The following is a 23,741-nucleotide window of genomic DNA, read 5'->3' as shown; positions in this document are numbered from 1 at the left end:
GCCCGATGAGCCGCCGTGAGCTCGCCGGTGACGCTGCGGCCGGCCCGCAGCCGCGCCGCCGCGAACGCGCTGTCGACGTGCTCGTCGTCGGCACCGGCCCGGCGGGCCTCGCCGCGGCCGCCCGGCTCGCCGCCCACGGCGCGGGCAAGGTCGAAGCCATCGAACGCGACCAGGATCCCGGCGGCATTCCCCGCCACTCACCCCACCGGGGCTTCGGCCCTCGCCACCGCCTTCTCGACGGGCCCTCCTACGCCCGCGTCCTCGTCGACGCCGCCACAGCGGCCGGGGCCGTGCTGCGCACCTCGGCCACCGTCACCGACTGGGCCGGGCCGCTCACCCTCGACCTCACCACCCCCGCGGGACTGGAACGGGTCACCGCGCGGGCCGTCGTCCTCGCCACCGGCGCCCGCGAACGCCCCCGCAGCGCCCGCCTCGTCCCCGGCACCCGGCCGGACGGCGTGCTCACCACCGGTGAACTCCTGCGCTGTGCACACCGGTTCGGCCGCCGCGTCGGCAGCCGCGCCGTCGTCGTCGGCTCCGAGCCCGTCGCGCTCACCGCCGCCCGCACCCTGCGCGGGACCGGCACCCAGGTCGTCGCGCTCGTCACCGACCGGGAGCACGGCCCGCCGCAGTCCCCGCGCCATCGCGTCCCGGTCCTGACCGGCACCACGGTCGCCGAGCTGACCGGACGCGGCAGGCTCACCGGCGTACGGCTGCTCGGCCCGGACGGCGTCCTGCGCCTGATCGCCTGCGACACGGTGGTCTTCACCGGCGACTGGATCCCCGACCACGAACTGGCCAGGCACGGCGGCGTACCGCTCGACCCCGCCACCCGTGGCCCGGCGGTCGACACCGCCCTGCGCACGGCACGGCCCGGGGTCTTCGCCGCGGGCAACCTGCTGCGCGGGACCGAACCAGCCGCCACGGCCGCCGACGAGGGCCGGCACGCCGCCACGGCCGTCCTGCGCCACCTCGGCGGCTCACCCTGGCCGGGTACGGGACCGCGCCTCCGGTGCGAGCCGCCGCTGCTGGGGATCACCCCGAACCTCCTCCCTGCCGCCGGCCCCCCGCCTCCGCACGGCCGCTTCCTGCTGCGCACGGCGCAACGCCTGCCGCACGCCGTCCTCGTCGTGGAACAGGGCGGCCGACTGCTGCACCGGCAACCGCTGCTCGGCACCGCCGTGCCCGACCGGGCCGTCCACCTGTGGGCGGGCTGGCTCGGCGGCGTGGACCGGGACGGCGGCGAGATCCGCGTCAGCGTCATGTCCGATTTCCGCCAGCCGGGGACCGCGGAGCCCCCGATACTGGCCCCATGACCATCGACGGCGGCGGAACGGCCGACGGGTGCCCCGCGCGGCCACTGCCCGAGGACGGCCACACCGGGGCTCTCACCGAGGACAGCAGGTACCAGGCGGTGACCAGCCGCGACGCCCGCTTCGACGGCGTGTTCTTCTTCGCCGTCTCCACCACCGGCATCTACTGCCGCCCCAGCTGCCCCGCGGTCACGCCCAAACGCCGGAACGTCTCCTTCTACCGCACCGCCGCTGCCGCCCAGAGCGCCGGATACCGCGCCTGCCGCCGCTGCCGCCCCGACGCCGTGCCCGGCTCCGCCGAATGGAACGTCCGCGCGGACGTCGTCGGCCGCGCCATGCGGCTCATCGGCGACGGCGTCGTGGACCGCGAGGGCGTCGCGGGACTCGCCACCCGCCTCGGCTACAGCGCCCGCCAGGTGCAGCGCCAGCTCAACGCCGAACTGGGCGCGGGGCCCATCGCGCTGGCCCGCGCGCAGCGCGGTCACACCGCACGCGTCCTGCTGCAGACGACGACGCTGCAGGCCGCGGAGATCGCGTTCGCGGCCGGGTTCGCGAGCGTACGGCAGTTCAACGACACCATCCGCGAGATCTACGCCGCCACCCCCAGTGAGCTGCGGTCCGCCCGCCCGGGGCGCGCCCTCCCGCAGGGCGGGGGAGCGGGCGTTGCGCTGCGGCTGGCCTACCGGGGCCCGTACGCCGCCCGCGACATGCTCGACCACCTGGCGGCCCGCGCCGTCCCGGGCGTCGAGGAAGTCGTCGGCGACGACGGCTCGCGCACCTACCGGCGCACCCTGCGCCTGCCCTGCGGTGCCGCCGTCGCCGAGGTGTCCGAACGGCCGGGTCCCGGCGGCTGGCTGGAGTGCCGCCTGCACCTCGCCGACCTGCGCGACCTGACCACGGCGACGCAGCGCGTGCGCCGCCTGTTCGACCTGGACGCCGACCCCTGCGCGGTCGCGGACCGCCTCGGCGCCGACCCCGTCCTCGCCCCGCTGGTCGCGGCCCGCCCCGGCCTGCGCGCCCCGGGCGCGGCAGACCCGCACGAGGCCGCGCTCCGGGTCGTGGCCGGTGCGTCGGCGGCGGAACTCGTGGCGGCGTACGGAGAGGAGCTGGGCGTCCCCAGCGGCGGCCTCACCCGCCTCTTCCCACGCGCCGAGAGCCTGACGGAGACCGGTACGCCCGCGCTGCGTTCCCTGGCGACCGCTCTCGCCTCCGGCGACGTCATCCTGGACCCGGGCGCGGACCGAGAGCAGACCGAGCGCCGTCTGCTCGCCCTCCCCGGTATCGACGCCGCGACGGCCGCCCGTATCCGCATGCACGCCCTCGGGGACCCGGACGTACTGCTGCCCGACGACCCGGCGCTGCCGGCCGGCGCCGACCCGGAACGCTGGCGTCCGTGGCGCTCGTACGCCATGCAGCACCTGCGGCGAGCAGAGGGCGGCCGTCCGTAGACGGGACCCCGCCGCAGCCGCACGGACATCGCGGCACCAACAGGCGGGCGGGTGAACGCCGTTGTCCCCGGGACCGCCGCCCGCAGCGCGTTCCTGTTACGCGGAGGGGCGCCCCCTCCGCCCATGCGCTGCCGCGTGTGCCGTCACCCGTACGGACCAGCAACGCAGCGGCCCGGACGCCCGGCAGGCCGAGAGTGGATGGCGTCGCCCATGTCGTCCGCACCGGGAGCAGCCATGACCACCTTCAACCGCCGTGACGTCGGACTGTTCGTCCTGCGGGTCGGTACCGGCGCCGTGCTCGCCGCCCACGGCACGCAGAAGCTCTTCGGCTGGTTCGGGGGAGGCGGCCTGGAGGGGACCAGCAAGGGGATGGAGGCCATGGGCTTCCACCCGCCCAAGGGGAGCGCCCTCGCCGCCGGCCTCGCCGAGACGGGCGGGGGCGTGCTGCTGGCCCTCGGGCTCGCGACTCCGGCCGCCGGTGCCGTGGCGGCGGGCAACATGGCCGGAGCCGTCTCCGTCCACGCTCCGGCCGGCTTCTTCGCGCAGTCGGGCGGTTTCGAGTACCCGGCGTTCCTCGGATTCTCGGCGGCGGCCCTCGGCGTCGCCGGTCCCGGTCGGTACTCGCTCGACCACGTGACCGGCCACCGCTTCGACCAGCCGTGGACGGTCGCCGCCGCCTTCCTGGCCAGCGCGCTCGCGGCGGCGGCCGTCGTCGGCAAGCGCGTCAAGGACCAGGCGGAGCCTGACCCGGACGCGGAGCCCGAGGACCCCTTCGACGAGTGACCCGGCGTCCGCCGCGACGGCGTCCCGTGGCCGCTCCCGCCCGTCAGGACAGGCTCGCCACCACGTCCCGCACCCGGGCTGCCAGCGCCGGCGGCAAGGGTGCGTAGTGCAGCTTCGCCAGGTCGTTCTGGCCCTCCTCGCCGGCTGTGTACGTGAGGAAGGACTTGAGGGCCGGGAGCGCCCCGGCCGGTGTGCCCTTGTCGCAGACGACCTCGTACGTGACATGGACCAGCGGGTACGCCCCCGGGGCCTTGGTCGCGTAGTCGAACTCCACCGTCAGGTCCTTGCCGCCGCCGTCGCCCACCTCGGCCGCGGCGATGCCCGCCGACGCCGCCTTCGCCGAGACGGCGACAGGCTCCGGCGCACCGGTGTCCAGCCTGACCGTCGGAATCTTCTCCTCCGCGGCGGACGACAACTCGAAGTACCCGATGGCGCCGTCCGTGGTGTACACCTGCGAGGCCACGCCGTCGGAACCCGCCGCCGAATGGCCCCCCTTGGCCTGCCACGCCTTCTCCGCCTCGTAGGGCCAGTCCTCGGGGGCCGCGGCGGCCAGATAGGCGTTGAGGTTCTGCGTGGTGCCCGAACCGTCGGAGCGGTGCACCGCGCTGATCGGGGTCGGGGGCAGTGCGACGCCGGGATTCAGCCGCCGGATCTCCGGGTCGTCCCACGTGGTGATCTCCGAGTCGAAGATCCTGGCGAGCGTCGGCGCGTCGAGGACCAGGTCGTCCACGCCGTCGACGTTGTAGCCGACGGCGATCGGCCCGCCGACCATGGGCAGGTCGATGGCCCGGCCTCCGGGGCAGGACTGGCGGGACGCCTCGACCTCGTCCGGCTTCAGCGCGCTGTCCGTGCCGGCCAGCACCGTCGCCCCGCGCAGGAACTGGGCGACACCGCCGCTCGAACCGATCGCCACGTAGCGGATCTGCACCCCGGGGCACGCCTGCTGGTACTCCCGCATCCAGTGCCTCATCGCGTTCTGCTGGGCGGTGGAGCCCGACCCCGCGAGCTGTCCCTTCTGCGCGCAGACGATGTCGCTCGGCGCCTTGGCGGCGGCCCGCTCGCCGTCGCCGGTCGCACCGGTGCCGCACGCGGTCAGCGACGCGGCCCCTGCCAAGGCCGCCAGTCCCGCGCCGAGCCGTCGTAGCCGATTGATCCGTCCGTGCCGCACCTGCGTTCCCTCCCTGAGCCAGGGACACAGATGCTTTCCGACACGGATGCTCGTCCGGTGACGTCCAGGCAAACGGCGGGCGTCGTTCAGGTGTTCTTCGGTCCCGATGTGCCATCTGCTGTGCCGGTGGGGCGGCGGTCGCGGTCCGGGCCGTCGGCGGTCAGGCCGGCGACCCCCAGGCCGTTGTCAGCCCGTCCAGCCACGCCGGCGGCAGTTCGGCGGCGTCCCACTCCTCCCGCAGCGCGGACGGGGCCGTGGCGAGTCGCTCCAGCACGGCGATGCTGGTGGGGGAGTGGATGAGGGAGTAACGACCGTGGATCGCGATGCTGCTGCCGGGTCCGTAGCCCGCGTAGAGCCGCTCCAGGCGCACCCGATGGGCCGAGGCGAAATCCGCCAGCAGACCGGCGTAAGCGGCCCGTTGCCTGGAGGTCATCGTGCCGAGGACGGCGGTGAGCACCTGTTCGGTGACCTCGGGATCGAGGTCGGAGGCCGAGGTGAACGACAGGTAAAGGGGCGTGACCGCCACCTTCGCCCGCTCCACCTCCATCCTCCGGACCGGAGGGCGACGGTCGGGAGCGCCGTCCGACGGGTCGGAGCCGACGACGTGTTGCAGCGCTCGTTCGGCGATGGCGCCGAGCTCGTCGGCGACGGCCTGTGCGCCGTCGAGCAGGCCGGCCTCGTAGAGCTCGCCCTTGTCCCCCGGCGCGTTCCGCCCGATGCCGCTGACCTCCCTGTGCGCGAGGGCGAGGGCACCGGCCTCGACGAGTCCGATCAGCTCCTCCGCGTCACCGGAGTAGACGCCCGCCCGCGCGAGGAGCTGGAGGAGGGTCGTCCTGGCGTTGAGAACGCTGACCGCGTCCAGCTGTTGCCGTCCCTCGTCGGCGGCGTTCATCAGATCCTCCTCATCACATGGGCGGCGCGGTGCGCGTACGTTCCCGCTTCACGGTCCTCGGCCCTCGATGCTCTCAGTTCGGCGCTGCCGCCGTTGCGCCGACCGCCCGGAGACAGGAGGCGGGCTCGGGCCGCCCGGCCTCACCGGGGCCGTCGGCCAGGCCAGGCCGTCGACGGCGGCGTTGCCACGCGGGGCGGTCGGGAACACCGAGCGAGGCGTCAACGACCGGCGGGGCCCGCCGCGTCGAACACGCGCAGCTCGGGTCGACCACCGCGCCGACGGCACAGGCCGATGTCGGGTGGGCAGCATCTGCGGGGACCGCTGCGCCCGGGCGAGGACGTCCGCCTCGGAGTCCGAGGCCGGTGCGTCGCCGTACGGCTCGACGACCGTCTCGGCCGGCACGGCGACGCCGCCGACTCAGGCCCAAGTCAGTGTCCGCGAGTTCCTCACCTGCGGCGCCGGCTGGGAGCGGGCCGACGACTCACAGCCAGCCGTTGCGTTTGAAGCCTCGGTGGATGAGGAGGCAGGCGACCGCGATGGTGCTGAGCACCAGCGGATAGCCGTAGGTCCAGCGCAGTTCGGGCATGTGGTCGAAGTTCATGCCGTACACGCCGCACACCATGGTGGGCACGGCGACGACGGCGGCCCAGGCGGTGATCTTGCGCATGTCCTCGTTCTGGGCGACCGTCACCTGGGCGAGGTGGGCCTGGAGGATCGAGTCGATGAGTCCGTCGAAGGAGCTGATCCGCTCGGTGGCGCGGGCGAGGTGGTCGGCGACGTCGCGGAAGTACGGCTGTATGGCGGCGTCGACCGAGGGGCAGGGCTGGGTGGCCAGCACCGCGAGCGGGCGGGCGAGCGGGACGACGGCCCGCTTCAGTTCGAGGAGTTCGCGCTTGAGCTGGTAGATGCGTCCGGCGTCGGGGGCCTCGGACCCGCGTGGAGCGAACACGTCGGTCTCGACGTGCTCGATGTCTTCCTGGACCGCGTCGACGACGGTGAGGTAGTCGTCCACGACGTGGTCGGCGATCGCGTGCAGCACCGCCGAGGGGCCCTTGGCGAGCTGCTGGGCATCGGCTTCCACTGCCTCTCGCAGCGGTCCGAGCGAGCCGTGGCGTCCGTGGCGGACGGTGACGACGAAGTCGGGGCCGGTGAAAACCATGATCTCGCCGGTGTCGACGACCTCGCTGGTGGCCGTGAGCTGCTCGTGCTCGACGTAGGTGACGGTCTTGAACACGGTGAACAGGACGTCGCCGTACTGCTCCACCTTGGGGCGCTCGTGGGCGTGGACGGCGTCCTCGACGGCCAGCGGGTGGAGGTCGAAGAGTTCGGCGATGCCCGCGAACTCGTCCTCGGACGGCTCGTGCAGGCCGATCCAGACGAAGCCGTCCCCGTGCTTGCGGATCCGCCGGAGGGATTCCTCGATGCCGTCCGCCCCGGAGAGGCGGCAGCCGTCGCGGTAGGCGACGCAGTTGACGACGGTGGTGCCGAGCGGTGAGCGGGCTGGGTGGCTGAGGTCCACGCGGCGCGTCCGCCGGGCCAGGCGGGCCATCTTGCGCAGGCTTCCGACCATCGACATGCCGCCGCTCCTTCACCGGGTCCGGTCACTGGGCCGGAGCTCCCCACCGCCGGCCCGGGCGCCTTGTGCACCCCACCGGTACCCTACTTGCGTGGATGCGCAAGTAGAAGGGTGGAGCGCGGAGGCCGCTGACCGTGCGGTGGCCGTGCTGAAGGCGGTGGCCGACCCGTCGCGGTACCGCCTGCTGTGGGCGCTCAGCCGCCGTGAGCTGCCGGTGGGCGAGCTGGCGCGGATGCTGGGCGCGCAGGTGGCCGCGACCTCGCAGCACCTGGCGAAGCTGCGCGCGGCCGGCCTGGTCACCTCGCGGCGCGAGGGCACACGCGTCTACTACCGGGCGGCGGGCGTGCGCGGCCTGCTGGAAGAGGCGGCGCAGCTCGCGGGAGACGCCGGCACCGGCTCCGCGGGGCCGGGAGGCGGTCCCCGCAGGGAGCCGGCGGCCGTGGCAGAACAGGCGGAGCCCCCGGCGCGGACCGTGCGACGGTAGGGCTGCGCGCCTCCCGGCCGGAACAGGGGCACGGCCGGCCCGGCTGCCGCATGCCCGCGGTGCGGGCTCAGAGCCAGTCTCGGCGTTTGAAGACCACGTACAGGCTGACGCAGACCAGGGCCATCAGGGCGATGGCGAAGGGGTAGCCGAGGATCCAGTGCAGCTCCGGCATGTGGTCGAAGTTCATGCCGTAGACCGTCCCGATCAGGGTCGGCGCGAAGAGGATGGCAGCCCAGGACGAGACCTTCTTGATCTCGTTGTTCTGGGCATGGCCGGCCTCGGCCAGCAGCCGCATCTCCTCGTTCTGCGCCTGGGCGACCAGGGTGGCGTTGACGGTGAGGATGCTCTCCAGCATCTGGCGGAAGCTGTCCACGCGCTCGGCGGCCGTGGTGGCGTGGTCGGCCACGTCGCGCAGGTAGCGGCGCAGCTCCTCGTCCGTGCCGTACTTGTCGAAACCGGCCTCCAGGTCCCGCATGATCTTCAGCAGGGGGCGGGCGGCGCGCTGGAAATCGATCACCTCGCGCGAGAGTTCGTAGATGCGGCGGGAGACCTTCGGGTCGCCGCGGAAGACCTCGGTCTCGATCTCGTCGATGTCGTTCTGCCGCGGTCGTTGGTGTCCCTTCGGTGTCACTTCTCGGCGGTCGCCCCCGCCAGCCCCTGGCGCAGCAGGGCGTAGGCGTGATCCGCGTCGGCCACCGCCTCGGGGTGGACCTCGTCCGCGGACCGGCCGGCGACGATGCGCTGCCAGTTCACCGAGGCCAGGATGCGCTCGGTGGCGATGACCTGGCCGGCCAGCAGGGCGGCCGTGATCTCGCGGTCGGAGTCGAGCGCGTCGACCAGGGCCTGGGCGAGCGCTTCCTCGGCGTGGGCCAGGTACTGGCTGACGCGCGCCACCAGGCTCGGCGTGGAATACACGAGGTGGTGGAAGGCGAGGACGTGCTCGTCGTCGTTGAGCCCCGTGATGGGGTCACGGGCTGCCAGTCCGTCCAGGAAGTGCTGGTGCAGGGCGTCGATCGCGGACACCCCGGGCGGCCGCTCCGCGACGACGGTGCTGCTCACCGTCTGGTGGTCGGCGAAGCGGTGGACGACCAGATCTTCCTTGGTGGGGAAGTACTTGAACAGCGTGGGCTTGGAGACCTCGGCGACGGCCGCGATGTCGACGACCGAGACCTGGTCGAACCCGTGCTCAAGGAAGAGCGTGATCGCCGTGTCGGAGATCGTCTCTCGCGTTCGCTGTTTCTTGCGCTCCCGCAAGCCCATCGGCGCATTCACCACGCCATCCTAGCACATCCCTTACCCAGGCAATCAGGTAACCGAGTCTCTAAATTGACTTGGTTAAGAAATCAGCTCTAGTGTCCGCCAACGGAGACGGACCGGCCGGACGGACTGCCGCCCGCGGTGAGGGAAGGACATCAGGACATGGCACAGGCAACAGCGGCCTCCACCGAGAGGTCGGTGCGCTACCGGTGGTGGGGGCTTGGGGTGATCGCCCTGGCCCAGCTGATGGTCATGCTGGACACGGGTCCGGCTCGCCCAGGCGCAGCCGGGCCTCCGCCACCCGGTGCGCCACGCGATGAGCGTGCGCCCCAGCTCTCCAGGGCCTTGCCGCACGCCAGGAAGTCGCCGAGGGCGGCCTGAAGTCGCCCGGTGGCCAGGTGGAACTGGCCTCGGGCGTACAGGTAGTGCTGGCCGAAGAGAGTCTGGAAGACCGCCTCGGGCACCGGCCGGCCGAGCCGGGCCCGCGCCTCGTCGTAGCGTCCCATCGCGGTCAGCGCGTACACCGAAGTCGCCAGCGGCAGGCCGATGCTCAGACCCCAGCCCCGTGACGAGATCCGCGACAGGGCCAGGCCACTGTGCCGCTCGGCCTCCAGCAGCCGGCCCTGCCGGATGAGGTTCGCCGCCCGCAGCGAGGACAGCAGCGCGTCCCAGGTCGGGATGTTCCGCTCGGGGGCCGCCTCCAGGAGCGTGGTGCACCAGGCGTCGACCTGCTCGGTGCGGTCGGCATAGAACAGCGTCATCAGAGCCAGCCGGATGGTCTCAAGCGTCGGCGTCAGGCTGGACATCTCCAGTACATGCGCGGCGCCGACCACCGCCGGCTCGGGTTCGCCGCCCCGCAGTACGACGGACAGGGCAGTGTGGCCGCGTGCAGGCGCGGCTGTGCGGCGATCGCGGCGCAGCCGATCTCGTCGGCGACGTCGAGGGGCGCATCGCCGAACATGCGCCGGTGGAACGGCGGGCACAGCACGGACAGCCACCGCTGCAGCGCCCGCACCTCGGCCACGCCCTCCCCGCCCGGGTCGTCGGCCAGTCGGTCGGCCAGCTCCAGAACCTCCGTGGCCTCGTCCACATATCCGCGCCAGACCAGGTTCTTGATCAGGGGCATCACCCCCGACGTGGCCGTGAGATGCCCGGCCTGGAGCGCCTCCTTCAGTTCCGGGAGCCGGCGCATCGCCTTGGCCGGGTCGACCTGCCAGGCGGACAGCGTGCGCTGGAACAGGATCGAAGCCCGTTGGGGTCCGTCGGGGCAGATGGCGTGGGCCAGGTCGAACAGCCGCATCGCCTTCGGGAACTCGTCGTGGGCGAGCGCGTCGGCCCGGCTTCCTGGAGCAGTGGGGGCGCCCAGGCTTCCGCGATACCTCCGGCCGCCATGATGTGTTCGGCCACCGTGGCCGGATGGGCGTCGTTGTCGTGCAGCAGGACGGCGGCCCGGCCGTGCAGCCGGGCCCGTTCCTCGGCGGAGACCTCGTCTCCCAGCACCGTGGGCATACCCGGGTGGCGGAAGCCCGGGCCCACCAGCAGGCCGGCCTGGGTCAGCTCCTGCAGGTGCCGGGTGGTCGGACCGGTGCTGCTGCGGTCGAGCAGCACCTGCAGCGCGTCCGGCCCCAGCACCGCCAGGTGCCGGGCGAGATCGGCCGCAGGCGCGCTGGCCCGGTGGACACAGTCGACCACCGCGGAGTCGAACACCTCCCCGGCGACCGGACGTAATGTGGCCGTGTCCCAGCTGTGCAGGGCGTTGCGGGTGTCTTCGATCAGCGCCTGCGTCAGCAGCGGGCTGCCTCCGCTCGCCGCGTGGAACTCCACGGCGCCGGCCTCGTCGGCCGGCACGCCCAGCCGGTCGGCCAGCAGCAGCCGGACGTCGTCCACGGTCAGCGGGCCGACCCGGAGCTGATGGAACCCGGGCTGCCGGGCGAACTCGGCACGCGCGGCGGCGTACGGCGGCAGCGCCTGGGGCCGGTCGGTGAACACCGCCAGAACCCGGGAGGCGACCATACGGCGGGCGAGGTGGCCCAGGCAGCCCAGAGACTCCGGGTCGGCCTCGTGGATGTCGTCGACGGCGAGGACGAGGGGATGGTCGTCGGCCAATTCCATGACGGCCGCGCAGAATTCATCCATCGACTTGTCGCGTTCACCTTCCGGCGCCCGGGTGGCCGCCGCAAGACTGCGGCCGACGGCTGCGAGTGTGTCACTTGTATGCTGTGAAACTCCTTTGAATCGCCCTGTGTGGCAGAGGAGTTGGTGGACGACGGTCAACTTCGAAAGCCGGCGGCGATTTTCCGCCTTGGGGTTCTTCGAGTGGTCGCAAAATGCGGCCCGGGGAATCCCCTGGGCCGCACCATCTCGGACGGTCCGCGCCTCAGGCGGCGAGCGGCTCCGGCAGCGGCCGGGCGTGCAGGACGTCGAGCCGGGACACCGCACGCGTCACCACGACGTACAGCCGGTGCAGTCCGCGCGGCTCGGACTCGACGATCGCGGCCGGCTCCACCACGACGACATGGTCGTACTCCAGGCCCTTGACGACCGTCGCGGGCAGCACGGTCACCCGGGCGGCCGTGCCGACCTCCTCGGCCGTCGCCGTCTCGATGCCCGCCCGGCGCAGCGCCGCCGAGGTGGCGGCGACCGCGTCGTCGGCGGCGATGACGGCGACCGACCCCTCGCGGTCGAGGGCCGCGCGGACGGCGGACACGGTGGCGGACGCCAGGTTGTCGACGGCGCTGACCGTCAACTCGCCGTCATGGCGCAGCGAGCGGGCCGGCGGCACGTCCACGCCCAGTGCGCCCACCAGCCGGTTGGCCAACTCCATCACCGCGGCGGGCACACGGAAGCCGGTGGTCAGCGGGACGACCGTGGCCTGCGCCTTGCCCAGGTGCGTCAGCTGCTCCTGCCAGGTCCGTGCCGACCACGGCGCCGTCGCCTGGGCCAGGTCGCCCAGCACCGTGATGGAGCCGAACGCGCTGCGCCGGGCGATCGCCCGGCACTGCATCGGCGACAGGTCCTGGGCCTCGTCCACGACCACATGGCCGTAGCCCTCTGGGCGTTCGATGAGCCCCGCGACCTCGTCGAGCAGCAGCATGTCCTCGACCGACCAGGTGGCGCTCTTCTCCGACCGCGGAGGCTTCGCCCACAGCAGGGCCCGCTGCTCGGCGGCGTCGAACACCCCGTCCGCCGCGGCCTCCATCACCGCCGGATCGCTCAACAGCGTGGCCACGACCTCCTCCGGCCGCGCCACCGGCCACGCCGCCTCCAGCAGCGCGGCGACCGGCTTCGAACGGCCGATCTTGCGCGCCCAGGTCACGCTCTTCGGGCCGGCCCGCCGCTCGGCCTGCTGCTGGATCAGCGTGACCACCCGCGAACGCACATGCTCGCGGCCGATCCCGTACGGCACCCCCATGCCCCGCACCTCGTCGATGACCCGGGCCAGGTCGTACGAGTCCACCCGCCAGCGGTACGAGCCGTCGGTGACCGCGATGGACTCCTCCGGGTGCCCCACCCGGGCGTACAGCGCGCGCTCAAGGACGGTGGCCATACGGTCGCTGTGCTTCAGGACGCTGACGTCCTCGGATTCCGCCCGCCGCACCGGGTGCCGTGCGACGACGTCCTCCATCGTCAGCTGGGCGATGTCGATCTCGCCCAGCGATGGCAGCACCTCGGAGATGTAGCGCAGGAAGGTGCGGTTCGGGCCGATGATCAGCAGACCGCTGCGCTGCAGCCGCTCGGGGAACGTGTAGAGGAGATACGCGGCGCGGTGCAGGCCGACGGCGGTCTTGCCGCTGCCCGGGGTGCCCTGCACACAGACCGACTCGTTCAGCTCGCTGCGGACCAGGTTGTCCTGTTCCGGCTGGATGGTGGCGACGATGTCGCGCATCGGGCCGAGGCGGGGCCGCTCGATCTCGGCGGCGACGATCGCGCTCGCCGCGTCGCCGCCGTCGTCGCCGCGGGCGTGGTCGAGGTGCTCGTCCTCAAGTCCGGTGAGGTCCTCGGGAGCGCCGTGGCTCCACGGCGCCCACCCGAAGCGCCGCCGCACCGCGACGCCGCGCGGCTCCAGGGCGCTCGCCTGGTAGTAGGTGCGGGAGACCGGCGCACGCCAGTCGATCACCAGGGGCGGTGCGGCCGGGTGTTCCGAGACCCGCCTGCGGCCGATGTAGTACCGCTGCCGCCGGTGGTCCCCCGCCTCCTCGGAGTCCTCGAAGTCGAGCCGGCCGAAGAACAGCGGGCTGTCGGGCTCCTCCGCCATCTGCCGTGCGCGGGTGCGCAGGTAGCGGCCGAGCGCCTCGGCGCTCGCACCGTCACCCGACACGTCCTCACCCGCGACGACCTGGTACTGGGCATCGTCCACCTGCCGGGTCATCGCCTCGCGGCACACCGCGACGTACCCACGCTCCAGGGCCAGCTCGTCGTCGAGTCCGACGGCCTCCTGCGTGCCGTACGTGTCCTGGACGTGTGACGTCATCGATCGAGACCCTTCCGAGGTGACGGCCTTGCGCGCCACCCGGCAGGGCCGGACGGCGAATTTCCGGTCCCAGCATAACTGAACCGGGTTAATAGACTGGCTGAGTTGTGTTATTGGCGGCCGGTTGTCGTCGAACAGCGCTCCCTGCGGCCGGTCACCGCCGGGCCGCGATCAGCGCGCCCAGCACCGCCGCACGCACCAGATGGCCAGGGGCGTACAACTCCTTGCCGATCCACAGCGGAGGATGGCGCTCGAGATCCAGACCGTGCTGCAGCAGGAAGGAGCAGCCCCGGCGTACGGCCTGTGCCGCATACCCGGCCCGGGTGCCGTCGTCGCCGGTCAGCCCCAGCAGGGTGCGCACCGCGTAAGCGGTCTCCTCCGCCGTGCCCTCCCAGCGGCCCCGGGGCGGGCGGGGACCCGGCCGGCCCCTCGAACGTGTCCTGCCACAGGACCCGCCACGACGGCGGCACGGTCGCGGCGGACGCGGTGGACGGGGCGGTGGCGTGGTTCTGGTTCACGGTCTCCATGTCTTTCTCAGGCTCCGTCTTCCTCAGGTTCCCGGGCCGACGGTGCGGCGGCGTCCGGATCGAGGTGGGCGGCCATGGCGAGCGGGGTGGGACGGGCGAACAGGTCGGCCAGGCGTACCGGCACGCCGAGTGTCTTCTCGATGCGCTGCACGAGCTGGGCGCCAAGCAGCGAATGCCCGCCGCTGTCGAAGAAGTCGGCGTGCGGGCCGAGGGCGGTCCGGCCGAGCGTGCTCTGCCACAGGGCGAGCAGCCGCCCGGCCGTCCCCGTCTGCGCCTCCGTCGAGGCCTCCGCCGGCCCTGCGGCCGCGGCGCTCCGCTCGGAGCGGCGCTGCTCGGCGAGGCGGGTCAGCGCGAGATGGTCCCGCTTCTCGTTGGCGGTGGTCGGCAGCGACTCCAGCACGACGATCTCCTGGGGCACGGCGGCGGAGGGCAGCAGGGACCGGGCATGTGCGTCAGCCCGGCGCTGTCCACCCCGGCCGCCCCGGCTGCCCCGTTCGCCGGTTCCACGAAAGCGACCAGGGCGGCGTCCGGCCCGCGCCGGCCCACCACGACGACGGCGACGTCCCGTACGTCCGGACGGTCGAGCAGCACCGCCTCCACCTCGCCCAGTTCGATCCGGTGGCCGCGCAGCTTGTCTGAGGGTCGGTCCGGCCCAGCAGCTCGACACTGCCGTCGGACCGCAGCCTGGCCAGGTCGCCGGTGCGGTAGTGGCGCCCGTACACGGGGTGGTCGCCCGCGGAGGACGGGCAGCTTGCGGGCCGGGGCCTGCAGGAGGCCCATGGCCGCCGGCATGGCCTTGTACGACCGGGGCAGGCGGTCACTGACGGGGTGGGACAGGTCGGGAGGCGGGACTTGACGAGGCGGCGCCTGCTTGGAGGGCGTGCGAACTCGACTCACGTCAGGGCGGATGGCGCCCAATCAAAAGGCGCGGGCGCGGCCCCGCACCCGCAAGCCGACCCGGTCGCCGAGCGCGTACGGGAGCGCCGACGGGTCGAAGATGCGGGCGGTCACCTCCGTCCCGTCCGCGAGGCGCAGCACCAGGAGGGCGTCGTGGCCCTGGAAGTCGCGGCGTACGACGGCGGCCGCGACCGTGCTCGCATCGCCGAGTGGCACCACATCGATCTGTTCGGGGCGCAGCAGCACCCGCGTGCTCGCGGCCGCGGTTCCTGCGGCGCGGTCGACCGGGACAGTGCCGAGCGAGGTCCGGGCGAGGTCGCCGTCGACGGTGGCTCGCAGCCAGACCGCCTCGCCGACGAATCCGGCCACCCAGGGATCGGCGGGTGAGCTGTAGACCAGCTCCGGTGGTCCGCTCTGCACGATGCGGCCGTCCCGCATCACGGCGACCTCGTCCGCGATGGACAGCGCTTCGGCCTGGTCGTGCGTCACGAGGACGGCCGTGGCGCCGTCCGCGCGAAGAGCCTGGCGCACATCATGGCGCACTTCGGAGCGCAGGGCGGCGTCAAGGGCGCTGAACGGCTCGTCGAGCAGGACCACCGGCGGGCGCGGTGCGAGCGCCCGCGCGACCGCGACGCGCTGCTGCTGGCCGCCGGAGAGGTGGTACGGCATCCGGTCCTCGAAGCCGGACAGGCCCACGAGCTCCAGGATCGAGGCGACGCGTCCCGCCCGCCGCGCCGACCGGTCGAGACCGTAGGCCACGTTCCCGCGCACGGACAGGTGGGGGAAGAGCGCGCCCTCCTGGGGCACCACCGTGATCCGGCGCCGCTCGGGCGGCACCGCGGCACCGGGGGCGGCGACCGTGCGGCCGTCGATCCGGATCTCCCCGGCGTCCACGGCCTCGAAGCCGGCGACACAGCGCAGCAGTGTGGTCTTGCCGCAGCCCGAGGGGCCGAGCACCGCCGTCAGGGATCCCGGGCGGACGACCAGGTCCACGCCGCGCAGGGCTCGCACAGGGCCGTACGCCTTGTGCACTCCGCCGATGCGCAGTTCGGCCATGTCAGCCGCCTCCCTTGGCGAGGACACCCGTACGCACCGAGAGCCACCAGGTCGGCACGGCGGCGATGAGCACCAGCAGGGCCGCGTAGGGGGCGGCCGCCGCGTACGCGGAGACGGCCGTCCGCGTCCACAGCTCGGTGGCGAGGGTGTCCATTCCGGTGGGGCGCAGCAGCAGCGTGGCGGGCAACTCCTTCATGCAGGTGAGGAAGACGAGTGCGGCGCCGGCGCCGATGCCGGGCGCGGCCAGCGGCACGGTCACCGTCCGCAGTACGTACAGGCGCCGCCGCCCGAGAGAGCGGGCCACCTCCTCCAGTTCCGGTGGGGCCTGCACCGCGGCGGCGCCGACGGCGGCGACCGCGAGGGGCAGGAAGAGGGCGGCGTACGACAGGGCGAGCAGCCAGACGGTCTGGTAGAGCGGGTACACCACGTTGATCCCGAAGAAGACCAGTGACAGCCCGATCACCAGACCCGGCAGCGCGTGCGACACATAGGCCAGGCGGTCGAGGGCGACGGCGACAGGTCCCGGCGCCCTGGCCGTCAGTAGTCCGAGCGGCAGGGCGAGGAGCATGACGAGCGCCGCTCCGGCCAGGGACACGGACAGGGAGTTCCCCGCCGCCACGGCGATCTGGGTCGTCGACCCGGGCCGTGAGACGCCTTCGCCGAACCACCGGACCAGGCTCGCCGCCGGAACCCCGAGGGACAGCGCCGCGACGCCGGCGAGCCAGAGCAGGGCCGGCCACCGCAGGCCCCCCAGACGCAGCCGTACCGGTGGCCGCCCCGCCCCGCCGCCGAGCCGGGCGTACCGGGCTCCACGACGCCGGGTCAGCTGCTCGGCCAGAAGGATGACCATGGTGAGCACGACGAGCACGGTGGCGAGCACGAGTGTGCTCGTGCGGTCGAAGCCGAGATTGATCGCCGTGAAGACGGCCCGGGTGAGGACGTCCACGCGCAGGATGGAGACGGCGCCGAAGTCGGAGAGCACATACAGGGCGACGAGCAGCGCCCCCGCCGCGACCGCGGGCCGCACCTGGCGCAGTGTCACGCCGAGGAAGGTGCGCCACGGGCCGCGCCCGAGCGACCGTGCCACCTCCTCCTGCGCGGGGTCGGCGCTGCTCAGCGCGGCCGCGACCGGGAGGTGGACGTAGGGGTGCGACACCAGCGTGAGCACGAGTGCCGCGGCCCAGAAGCCCTCGAAGCGCGCGGAAGCGGGGACGGTGGAGACCCATGCGAACCCGGCGACGTAGCTGGGCACGGCGAGCGGCAGCGCGGCCAGTACGCCGAAGAACCGTCGCGCGGGCACGTCGGTGCGCGTGACGAGCAGCGCCGATGTCACGCCGAGTACCGTGCACGCCGCGGTGACCACCGACGCCAGCGCGACGCTCCGGGCGGTCAGTGCCCCGGTCCGCGCGGTGAACAGCTCGTCCGCGATCCGGGCCCAGCCGGCGTCGGCCACCCGGACCCCCAGGTAGGCCAGGGGGATCAGGGCGACGCCGACGCCGAGTGCGGCGCCGACAGCGAGGGCCGGACGCGGGAGCGGGCGCCGGACCCGGCGGAGACCGAGGGCGGGCGGCGTACTCAGGCCAGCCCCGAAGCCTTGATCATTTCGACCGTGGTCCGGAGGTCGGCCAGGTCGTCGAGATCGATGTCCGGCGCGTCCAGCGAGGAGAGCGCGGGCAGTCCGGGAGCGCTGTCGACACCGGCCACCAGCGGATACTCGTATGTCTCCGTGGCGAAGTAGGACTGTGCCTCGGTGCCCAGCAGGTAGTCGACGAACGCGCGGACGTCCGGATCGTCCTCGGCCTTGCGCAGTACGCCGACTCCGGAGACATTGACGAGGGAGCCGACGTCCCCGTCCCGGAAGAAGTGGTTCTTCGCCTTGAGGGCGTCGACGGTGGTGCCTTCCTCCTTGGCCAATTCGTACACGTAGTAGTGGTTGACCAGCCCGGAGGCGATCTTGCCGCTGTTGACATCGGCGACGATGGGGGCGTTTCCCTCCCTGATCTGTGCGTCGTTGGCCTTCAGCCCATTGAGGAACTCCTGGGTGCGCTCGTCTCCGTGCTCCACCCGCATCGCGGTGACGAACGCCTGGAACGAGCCGTTGGTCGGCGCGATGCCGACCTTGCCCTTCCACTCGGGACCGGTCAGCTCGAACACCGACTTCGGGAGATCGGCCACGGGGACCTGGCCGGTGTTGTAGACCATCGTGCGGACCCGGCCGGTCACCCCGACCCACTGGCCGTCCTTCGACCGGTAGGCGTCCGGCACCTTGTCCAGGACCTCGTCCGGCAACGTGGTGAACAGGTCCTGTTCGGCCACGGCTCCCAAGGCGCCGGCGTCCTGGGCGAGGAACACATCGGCCGGGCTGCGGTCGCCCTCCTCCTGGAGCTGGGCGGCCATCGCCGCGGTGTCGCCGTACCGCACCTCGACCGTCGTGCCGCTCGCCTGGCGAAAGCGGTCCAGCACGGGCTTGACCAGGGATTCGCTCCGACCGCTGTACACGGTGATCTTCCCGTCGGAGGCTCCGTCTGCCTGTTGTCCTTCCGCGGTCTCGTCCCCGCCGCAGGCCGCGAGAGTCAGCACCAGCAGACCGCCGACGGCCGCAGCCGTGGCGCGTCGTGCGACGCCTGTCCGGTGGCCGTTCCCTTGAGCTGTGCGCACGCTCTCACTCCCTGATGACGGGTCGAGGGTCCATTAGGTCAGCCTTGCCTCATTTAGGGCAGGCTAATTCGGACATGTCCCCATGCGGCCGCGACACGGCGAGAGCGAGGCGGAGTCAGCTTCCCGGCTGTTCGACCAACTGGGCGATGTACAGCGCCTCGCCGAGCTTGTCGAGCAGCGCCAACTGGGTGTCGAGATAGTCGATGTGGCTCTCCTCGTCCTTGAGGATCGACTCGAAGATGTTGGCGGACGTGACGTCGCTCTTGGCCCGCATGACGTCGATGCCGCGCCGGAGGCGATCGACGGCCTCCGCCTCCACCTCCCGGTCGGCCCGCAGCATCTCCTCGACCGTCTGTCCGACGCGGACGTGGAAAAGGCGCTGGTAGTTCGGCAGGCCGTCCAGTACGAGGATCCGGTCGGTCAACGTCTCCGCGTGGTTCATCTCGTCGAACGACTCGTGCCGCGTGTGGGCGGCGAGCTTTGTCCAGCCGAAGTTCTCCTGCATCTTCGCGTGCAGGAAATACTGATTGATCGCGGTCAATTCGGCGGTCAACTGTTCGTTGAGGAATTCGAGAACCTCGGAATCGCCCTTCATGGAGATCGGCTCCCTTCCGCACGTGTCAGGGCGGATGCCTCCATCCTCACGCCGCTCGCTTGATCACATCCAGGAAGCATGCCCTTACCGCCGAGCACGGCCACGGCACAACTGCCTCCGGCCTCGTCCTCGCCGTCGGGCATCGGTGCCGTGCATCCGGCGCATGGGCGTTCGGTTAATCTGGCTGTGCCGGGTGACGCCGGCTCGGCGTCAGGCTCGGGTTCCGGTGCCGCCGCGGTGGAAACGCAGGGACGGAACGGGCAGAGGCGGACCACAGGTGAGAGACGGAGACCGGGCCTGTGCCCGTCGCGGGCCGGCTGTGGCGGGACATGCGGCAGGGGTGACGAGGGACGCGGGTCCCGGCCCGGCACCGAGGGTGAGGCGTCGTGGATAGGGTCGCGCTCACGGCTGCGGCACTGTACGCCGTCGTTCTTCTGCGCGCCGGAGGGACATTCGCCGTCGGGTGGCTCGCGGGTGCCGGTGCCAGGCGCAGCAAGCTCGCCGGTCGGATCTCCTCGGCCAGGTTCCAGCGCGCGGAACGGGCGATCCAGCGATGGGGCGCGCCGGTGGTGGCCGTCTCCTTCCTGACCATCGGTTTCCAGACTGCTGCCAACTTCCTCGCGGGCAGTATGCGTATGCCCCTGCCGCGCTACCTTCCCGCACTGTTCCTTGGGGGAGCGTGCTGGGCGCTGGTCTACGCGACCGCCGGGCTCGGCGTGCTCGACCTCCTGGCAAGACTGCTCGCCGCGCCGACGGCAGTCCGTGTGGCCGCCGTCGCCGCTCTTCTCCTCGCGGTCTGCGGGGTGGCGGTCCACCTCCGAAGAAGGCGATGCACCCGGTCTGATGACTGACGGCAGCAGCGAGCCGGGAGGAAGAGCGAAGCAAGTCGCCTCGGCTCGAACGCGCTGACCCCTGGGGAGAGTTGAGGCCGATCGCCTGGGCCGGTCGAGCGCAGTACGCGCTCGACCTCACCGGCGGCCCCGACGGGCAGCAGGACGACGTCCTCGTACGGGAGTGGCTGCGGGCCGGCGTCGAACTCGTGGGCGGGACCGCCGCCGACGACACCGCGGCCGCCTGGCTGCGCGCCGTCGCGGCCGTCATCGAACTGAAGCAGCTGACCCGGGCGCGGGGCGGGAGTACGTGATCCGCGCAGCCGATCCGACTACGGCGGCGGCTGTGAACGCGGTACGCCGTCCCGCTCACGACGCCGGGCACGTTCGGGAGCATGCTCGACGTGCGGCCCGACTCCCTGTCTACCGCCTTCGCCCCTGACTGCCGCCCGGACCGCCGGAGTGACGGTGATCACGGAGACCCTCCACGGGGGCGTTGCGTAGGCTGGGATCGTCGTCGCGGTGCGGGAGCGGAGGGCCGGTGCGGCCCTCTCGATCCGACCTGACGATGTCTCAGGAAAGTCAGTGAGCGGTCAGTCCGAGTCCTGGTAGACCGGGGAACGGCTGACCGGACACGCGACTCGCCGTAAGGTAGGGAAACCGCACTTGACCTGCACGAACGCAGGCAGGGAGCCTAGGTTCAGGAGTACCTCGATGCTGCGCACCATGTTCAAGTCCAAGATCCATCGCGCGACCGTCACCCAGGCCGACCTGCACTACGTCGGCTCCGTCACCGTCGACCGCGACCTCATGGACGCCGCCGACCTCCTGCCCGGCGAGCTCGTGCACATCGTCGACATCACCAACGGCGCCCGCCTGGAGACCTACGTCATCGAGGGCGAGCGCGGCAGCGGAGTCATCGGCATCAACGGGGCGGCCGCCCACCTCGTCCACCCCGGCGACCTCGTGATCCTCATCAGCTACGCCCAGGTCGACGACGCCGAGGCACGCGCCCTGGTGCCCAGCGTCGTCCACGTCGACGCCGGCAACCGGATCGTGGCCCTCGGAGCCGACGCGTCCGCACCCGTGCCCGGCACCGACACCGCGCGCAGCCCCCACGCCGTCGTCTGACCCCCCGCGTTCCACCGCCGGCGGGGACCGCCCGCCGGCGGCCCCGTCCGACGCATCGAGGAGAGAACCCCGCCGTGGGAGAGATCGAGATCCGCGACAACCGGTCCGCCGGACTGCTGGAAGCGCACCTGGACGGGGAGGTGGCCGGCCGCATCGCGTACTTCGTGCTGGCCGGCGACACCGCCGCACTCGTCGCCGTGCACACCGTGGTCGAGCCGGGCCACGAGGGGCAGGGCATCGGGGGCGCGCTCGTGCGGGAGTTCTACGCGACGGCGGCGCGCGAGAACGTCCCCGTCGTACCGCTGTGCCCGTACGCCGCGAAGTGGGCGCTGAAGCACCCCGAGGAGGCGCCGGCCGCGCCCGCCGATCTCGTCCGGGAGGCCGAGGAACAGCTCAAGGCACACCCCGAGCTGTGACGACAGCGGCACGCTGAGCCCCGGGACCGGCGGCGGTACCGCCGCCGGTCCCGGGGCATCCCGGGGGCCCGTGCGGCAGCGTGCCCGGCCCGACGGGAGGACACTGTGAAACACAAGCACTGATGTCGGCCCGGGGGGCATGCACAACCGCACAGGGCCGTACGCGACCGCGGCGCCATGAGCCGTGATCCGATCCCTGCACCTGGGGGGTTTCCGGAGAAGCCATGGCCATTCACCGCATCGGACACGAGATCAGCGTCCTCGGCGACCACCTGCCGGTCCCGGGCATCGGCTACCTCACGGTCAACGCCTTCGTGCTCCACGCGGCCGAACCCGTCGTCGTCGACACGGGACTCGGCCTGCCCGACCGCGCCTTCCTCGACATGGTGGGCAGCGTCGTCGACCCCGAGGACGTGCGCTGGATCTGGCTCACGCACCCCGACCGCGACCATACGGGCGGGCTGTTCGCGCTCCTGGCCGCGGCGCCGCGGGCGCGCCTTGTGACCACGTACCTCGCCGTCGGCATCATGTCGACCGAGCGGCCCCTGCCCCTGGAGCGGGTCCACCTGCTCAACCCGGGGCAGTCCCTCGACGTCGGCGACCGGGTCCTGCGCGCCTTCCGGCCCCCGCTGTTCGACAACCCCGCCACGGTCGGCTTCTACGACGACAAGTCGGCCGCCTGCTTCAGCTCCGACTGCTTCGGCGCCCCCATCGCCAGCGCCGACCTCGCCGCGGGGGCCACCGCGGGCGACATCAAGGACGACGAGCTGCGGGCCGGGCAACTGCTGTGGGCCACCGTCGACAGCCCCTGGATCCACTGCGTCGACCCGCAGAAGTACGCGGCCAGTGTGCGGCCGCTGCGCGAGATGGAGCCCGAGGCCGTACTGAGCACCCATCTGCCCCCCGCGCTCGGCATGGCCCCGCAGATGATCGACAACATCTCCGCGGCGCCCGAAGCCGATCCGTTCGTCGGCCCCGACCAACAGGCGCTGGAGCAACTGCTCGCCGGCTTCGAGGCAGGAGGCGGCGCCCCTCGATGAGCCCCGGTGCCGCCCCAGGCTGGTGCGAGTCGGTACGCCCTACGATTCCGGCATGCTGGCACTGCTGCACACGTCCCCGGTCCACGTCCCGGTCTTCGACGCCCTGCGCGACACCCACCACCCGGCCCTGCCGCTGCGGCACCTCGTCCACGAGGACCTGCTCGCACGGGCCCGGCGCGACGGTCCGGACGCGGTCGCGGCCGCCGTCGCCGACGTGATCGCCGGCGCCGCCGCGGACGGCGCCCATGCCGTGCTGTGCACCTGCTCGACCATCGGCGGCGTGGCCGAGGCGGCCGCCGACCGGGCCGGCGTCCCCGTGCTGCGGGTCGACAGGCCCATGTGCGCCGCCGCGGCCCGCCGGGAACGGGTCATGATCGTGGCCACCGTCGCCAGCACACTCGAACCGACCGCGGCCCTCATCCGCGAGGAGGCCCGCGGCCGTCAGCCACGGCTGCGCACGCTGCTCGTCGAGGACGCCTGGGAGCGTTTCGAGGCGGGGGACCGGGACGGATACCTCGACGCCGTGGCGGCCGCCGTCGACGAGGTGCGCGACGCGGACGTCGTCGTACTGGCCCAGGCGTCGATGGCGGCCGCGGCGGCCCGGACCCGGACGGCGCTGCCGGTGCTCTCCAGCCCGGAGCCCGGTCTGCGGGCCGCGGCCGGGGCGGCCGCGTCCGCCGCCGGCCCCGCGGCGGGGCGCCCGGCGGCCGACGGCACCCCCGGCTCCGGTCCGTGACCTCAGGCTTCGCCGCATCCGGTGGGACCTCGGGTTTCGCCGCATCCGGTGGCCTGACGACTGGACCCGGCGAGGGTGGGAACGCGCACCCGTAGAGACCGGGAACGCACCCCCTGGAGGTCCGGCATGACTCACCCCTACCCTGATCCCGCACCTCCCGTCCCCACACCGGATCCCGGCGTGCCCCCCGATCCGGGGCCGCTGCCCGGGCCGGTGCCGACGCCGACGCCCCAGCCGGGCCCCGCACCGGACCCGATCCCGACACCGCCGGGACCTGCTCCGGAGCCCGTACCGCCTCCCGAACCCCAGCCGGGCCCTGCCTGACCGGACCGGCCCCCCGACCGGCCGCAGACACGGCCGGTCGGGCCGGTCCGGGCACGGAAGGTCCCTTCGGCGGCGGTTCGGGGCACGGAAGGCCGCCCGGCGCCGGTCTGGGGTACGGAACCCCTTCGGCGGCGGTTCG

General features: G+C 72.9%; 25 protein-coding genes and 1 pseudogene. 11 read left to right on the top strand and 15 right to left on the bottom strand.

Annotated features, from left to right (window positions below; genetic code table 11):
- Positions 1–5: 5 nt before the first annotated feature.
- The 3 genes from AB0K02_RS09570 (at position 6) to AB0K02_RS09560 (ending at position 3,544) form a co-directional block, all read left to right on the top strand.
- Positions 6–1,316 carry an FAD-dependent oxidoreductase gene (locus AB0K02_RS09570; protein WP_365991788.1) on the top strand — a complete coding sequence of 437 codons (1,311 nt, stop codon included), beginning with the start codon at positions 6–8 and terminating at the stop codon, positions 1,314–1,316.
- Positions 1,313–2,761, top strand: a complete 1,449-nt coding sequence (locus AB0K02_RS09565; RefSeq protein ID WP_365991787.1) for an AlkA N-terminal domain-containing protein — start codon at positions 1,313–1,315, stop codon at positions 2,759–2,761. Before AB0K02_RS09570 ends, AB0K02_RS09565 begins: the two co-directional genes overlap by 4 nt.
- A gap of 234 nt (positions 2,762–2,995) precedes the next feature.
- Positions 2,996–3,544: a DoxX family protein gene (locus tag AB0K02_RS09560; RefSeq protein ID WP_365991786.1), complete on the top strand. Its 549-nt coding sequence runs from the start codon at positions 2,996–2,998 to the stop codon at positions 3,542–3,544.
- A 43-nt stretch (positions 3,545–3,587) separates the two neighbouring features.
- Here the strand turns inward: AB0K02_RS09560 and pstS are convergent, their stop codons facing one another.
- From pstS to AB0K02_RS09545, 3 genes are all read right to left on the bottom strand, one after another.
- The gene (pstS, locus tag AB0K02_RS09555) at positions 3,588–4,712 is read right to left on the bottom strand and encodes a phosphate ABC transporter substrate-binding protein PstS (protein ID WP_365991785.1); all 1,125 of its coding nucleotides are present in this window, start codon (positions 4,710–4,712) and stop codon (positions 3,588–3,590) included.
- 160 nt (positions 4,713–4,872) lie between these two features.
- Positions 4,873–5,604 (bottom strand): hypothetical protein, encoded by a 732-nt coding sequence (locus AB0K02_RS09550; RefSeq protein WP_365991784.1) that lies wholly within the window; start codon positions 5,602–5,604, stop codon positions 4,873–4,875.
- Between the two features lie 481 nt (positions 5,605–6,085).
- A complete protein-coding gene (locus AB0K02_RS09545; protein WP_365991783.1) occupies positions 6,086–7,180 on the bottom strand; it encodes a magnesium and cobalt transport protein CorA in 1,095 nt (364 codons plus the stop codon).
- A 91-nt stretch (positions 7,181–7,271) separates the two neighbouring features.
- Between AB0K02_RS09545 and AB0K02_RS09540 the strand changes: the two genes are divergently transcribed.
- On the top strand, positions 7,272–7,664 hold the full coding sequence (locus AB0K02_RS09540; protein WP_365991782.1) for a metalloregulator ArsR/SmtB family transcription factor: 393 nt from the start codon (positions 7,272–7,274) through the stop codon (positions 7,662–7,664).
- Positions 7,665–7,731: 67 nt separating this feature from the next.
- Here AB0K02_RS09540 and AB0K02_RS09535 read toward each other — a convergent pair.
- The 8 genes and pseudogenes from AB0K02_RS09535 to AB0K02_RS09500 all read right to left on the bottom strand — a co-directional run.
- Positions 7,732–8,265, bottom strand: a pseudogene (locus AB0K02_RS09535) (CorA family divalent cation transporter); the annotation flags it as partial.
- 26 nt (positions 8,266–8,291) lie between these two features.
- On the bottom strand, positions 8,292–8,936 hold the full coding sequence (locus AB0K02_RS09530) for a TetR family transcriptional regulator (protein WP_365991781.1): 645 nt from the start codon (positions 8,934–8,936) through the stop codon (positions 8,292–8,294).
- A 188-nt stretch (positions 8,937–9,124) separates the two neighbouring features.
- Positions 9,125–9,727 (bottom strand): hypothetical protein, encoded by a 603-nt coding sequence (locus tag AB0K02_RS09525; RefSeq protein ID WP_365991779.1) that lies wholly within the window; start codon positions 9,725–9,727, stop codon positions 9,125–9,127.
- Complete coding sequence (locus tag AB0K02_RS09520) at positions 9,715–10,113, bottom strand: hypothetical protein (protein ID WP_365991778.1); 399 nt, start codon at positions 10,111–10,113, stop codon at positions 9,715–9,717. The genes AB0K02_RS09525 and AB0K02_RS09520 overlap by 13 nt, the downstream gene beginning before the upstream one ends.
- Complete coding sequence (locus AB0K02_RS09515) at positions 10,092–11,057, bottom strand: hypothetical protein (RefSeq protein ID WP_365991777.1); 966 nt, start codon at positions 11,055–11,057, stop codon at positions 10,092–10,094. The genes AB0K02_RS09520 and AB0K02_RS09515 overlap by 22 nt, the downstream gene beginning before the upstream one ends.
- A 241-nt stretch (positions 11,058–11,298) precedes the next feature.
- Positions 11,299–13,290, bottom strand: a complete 1,992-nt coding sequence (locus AB0K02_RS09510) for an AAA family ATPase (RefSeq protein WP_365991978.1) — start codon at positions 13,288–13,290, stop codon at positions 11,299–11,301.
- A 256-nt stretch (positions 13,291–13,546) separates the two neighbouring features.
- Positions 13,547–13,753, bottom strand: coding sequence for a hypothetical protein (locus AB0K02_RS09505; RefSeq protein WP_365991776.1), 207 nt, complete (start codon positions 13,751–13,753; stop codon positions 13,547–13,549).
- A 173-nt stretch (positions 13,754–13,926) separates the two neighbouring features.
- Positions 13,927–14,337 (bottom strand): phosphopantetheine-binding protein, encoded by a 411-nt coding sequence (locus AB0K02_RS09500; protein WP_365991775.1) that lies wholly within the window; start codon positions 14,335–14,337, stop codon positions 13,927–13,929.
- Between the two features lie 29 nt (positions 14,338–14,366).
- Here AB0K02_RS09500 and AB0K02_RS09495 point away from each other — a divergent pair, with 29 nt between their 5' ends.
- Entirely contained in the window at positions 14,367–14,558 is a 192-nt protein-coding gene (locus AB0K02_RS09495) for a hypothetical protein (protein ID WP_365991774.1), read from the top strand.
- 279 nt (positions 14,559–14,837) lie between these two features.
- Here AB0K02_RS09495 and AB0K02_RS09490 read toward each other — a convergent pair whose 3' ends face one another.
- The 4 genes from AB0K02_RS09490 to bfr form a co-directional block, all read right to left on the bottom strand.
- Positions 14,838–15,872 (bottom strand): ABC transporter ATP-binding protein, encoded by a 1,035-nt coding sequence (locus AB0K02_RS09490; RefSeq protein ID WP_365991773.1) that lies wholly within the window; start codon positions 15,870–15,872, stop codon positions 14,838–14,840.
- 1 nt (position 15,873) lies between these two features.
- A complete protein-coding gene (locus AB0K02_RS09485) occupies positions 15,874–17,325 on the bottom strand; it encodes an iron ABC transporter permease (RefSeq protein WP_365991772.1) in 1,452 nt (483 codons plus the stop codon).
- Positions 17,326–17,447: 122 nt separating this feature from the next.
- Positions 17,448–18,530: an iron ABC transporter substrate-binding protein gene (locus AB0K02_RS09480; RefSeq protein WP_365991771.1), complete on the bottom strand. Its 1,083-nt coding sequence runs from the start codon at positions 18,528–18,530 to the stop codon at positions 17,448–17,450.
- Positions 18,531–18,645: 115 nt separating this feature from the next.
- Positions 18,646–19,125 carry a bacterioferritin gene (gene bfr, locus AB0K02_RS09475; RefSeq protein WP_365991770.1) on the bottom strand — a complete coding sequence of 160 codons (480 nt, stop codon included), beginning with the start codon at positions 19,123–19,125 and terminating at the stop codon, positions 18,646–18,648.
- Between the two features lie 386 nt (positions 19,126–19,511).
- Between bfr and AB0K02_RS09470 the strand changes: the two genes are divergently transcribed.
- The 6 genes from AB0K02_RS09470 (at position 19,512) to AB0K02_RS09445 (ending at position 23,278) form a co-directional block, all read left to right on the top strand.
- Positions 19,512–19,976, top strand: a complete 465-nt coding sequence (locus AB0K02_RS09470; protein ID WP_365991769.1) for a VTT domain-containing protein — start codon at positions 19,512–19,514, stop codon at positions 19,974–19,976.
- Between the two features lie 71 nt (positions 19,977–20,047).
- Entirely contained in the window at positions 20,048–20,269 is a 222-nt protein-coding gene (locus AB0K02_RS09465; protein ID WP_365991768.1) for a hypothetical protein, read from the top strand.
- Between the two features lie 400 nt (positions 20,270–20,669).
- On the top strand, positions 20,670–21,086 hold the full coding sequence (panD, locus tag AB0K02_RS09460) for an aspartate 1-decarboxylase (RefSeq protein WP_177147334.1): 417 nt from the start codon (positions 20,670–20,672) through the stop codon (positions 21,084–21,086).
- Between the two features lie 74 nt (positions 21,087–21,160).
- The gene (locus AB0K02_RS09455; protein ID WP_365991767.1) at positions 21,161–21,502 is read left to right on the top strand and encodes a GNAT family N-acetyltransferase; all 342 of its coding nucleotides are present in this window, start codon (positions 21,161–21,163) and stop codon (positions 21,500–21,502) included.
- Between the two features lie 224 nt (positions 21,503–21,726).
- The gene (locus AB0K02_RS09450) at positions 21,727–22,542 is read left to right on the top strand and encodes an MBL fold metallo-hydrolase (RefSeq protein WP_365991766.1); all 816 of its coding nucleotides are present in this window, start codon (positions 21,727–21,729) and stop codon (positions 22,540–22,542) included.
- A gap of 52 nt (positions 22,543–22,594) precedes the next feature.
- A complete protein-coding gene (locus AB0K02_RS09445) occupies positions 22,595–23,278 on the top strand; it encodes an aspartate/glutamate racemase family protein (protein WP_365991764.1) in 684 nt (227 codons plus the stop codon).
- The last annotated feature ends 463 nt before the right edge of the window (positions 23,279–23,741 follow it).

This window comes from Streptomyces sp. NPDC049597, from assembly GCF_040675505.1.
GTDB lineage: Bacteria > Actinomycetota > Actinomycetes > Streptomycetales > Streptomycetaceae > Streptomyces.
This window is presented reverse-complemented; position numbering and strand designations above follow the sequence as displayed.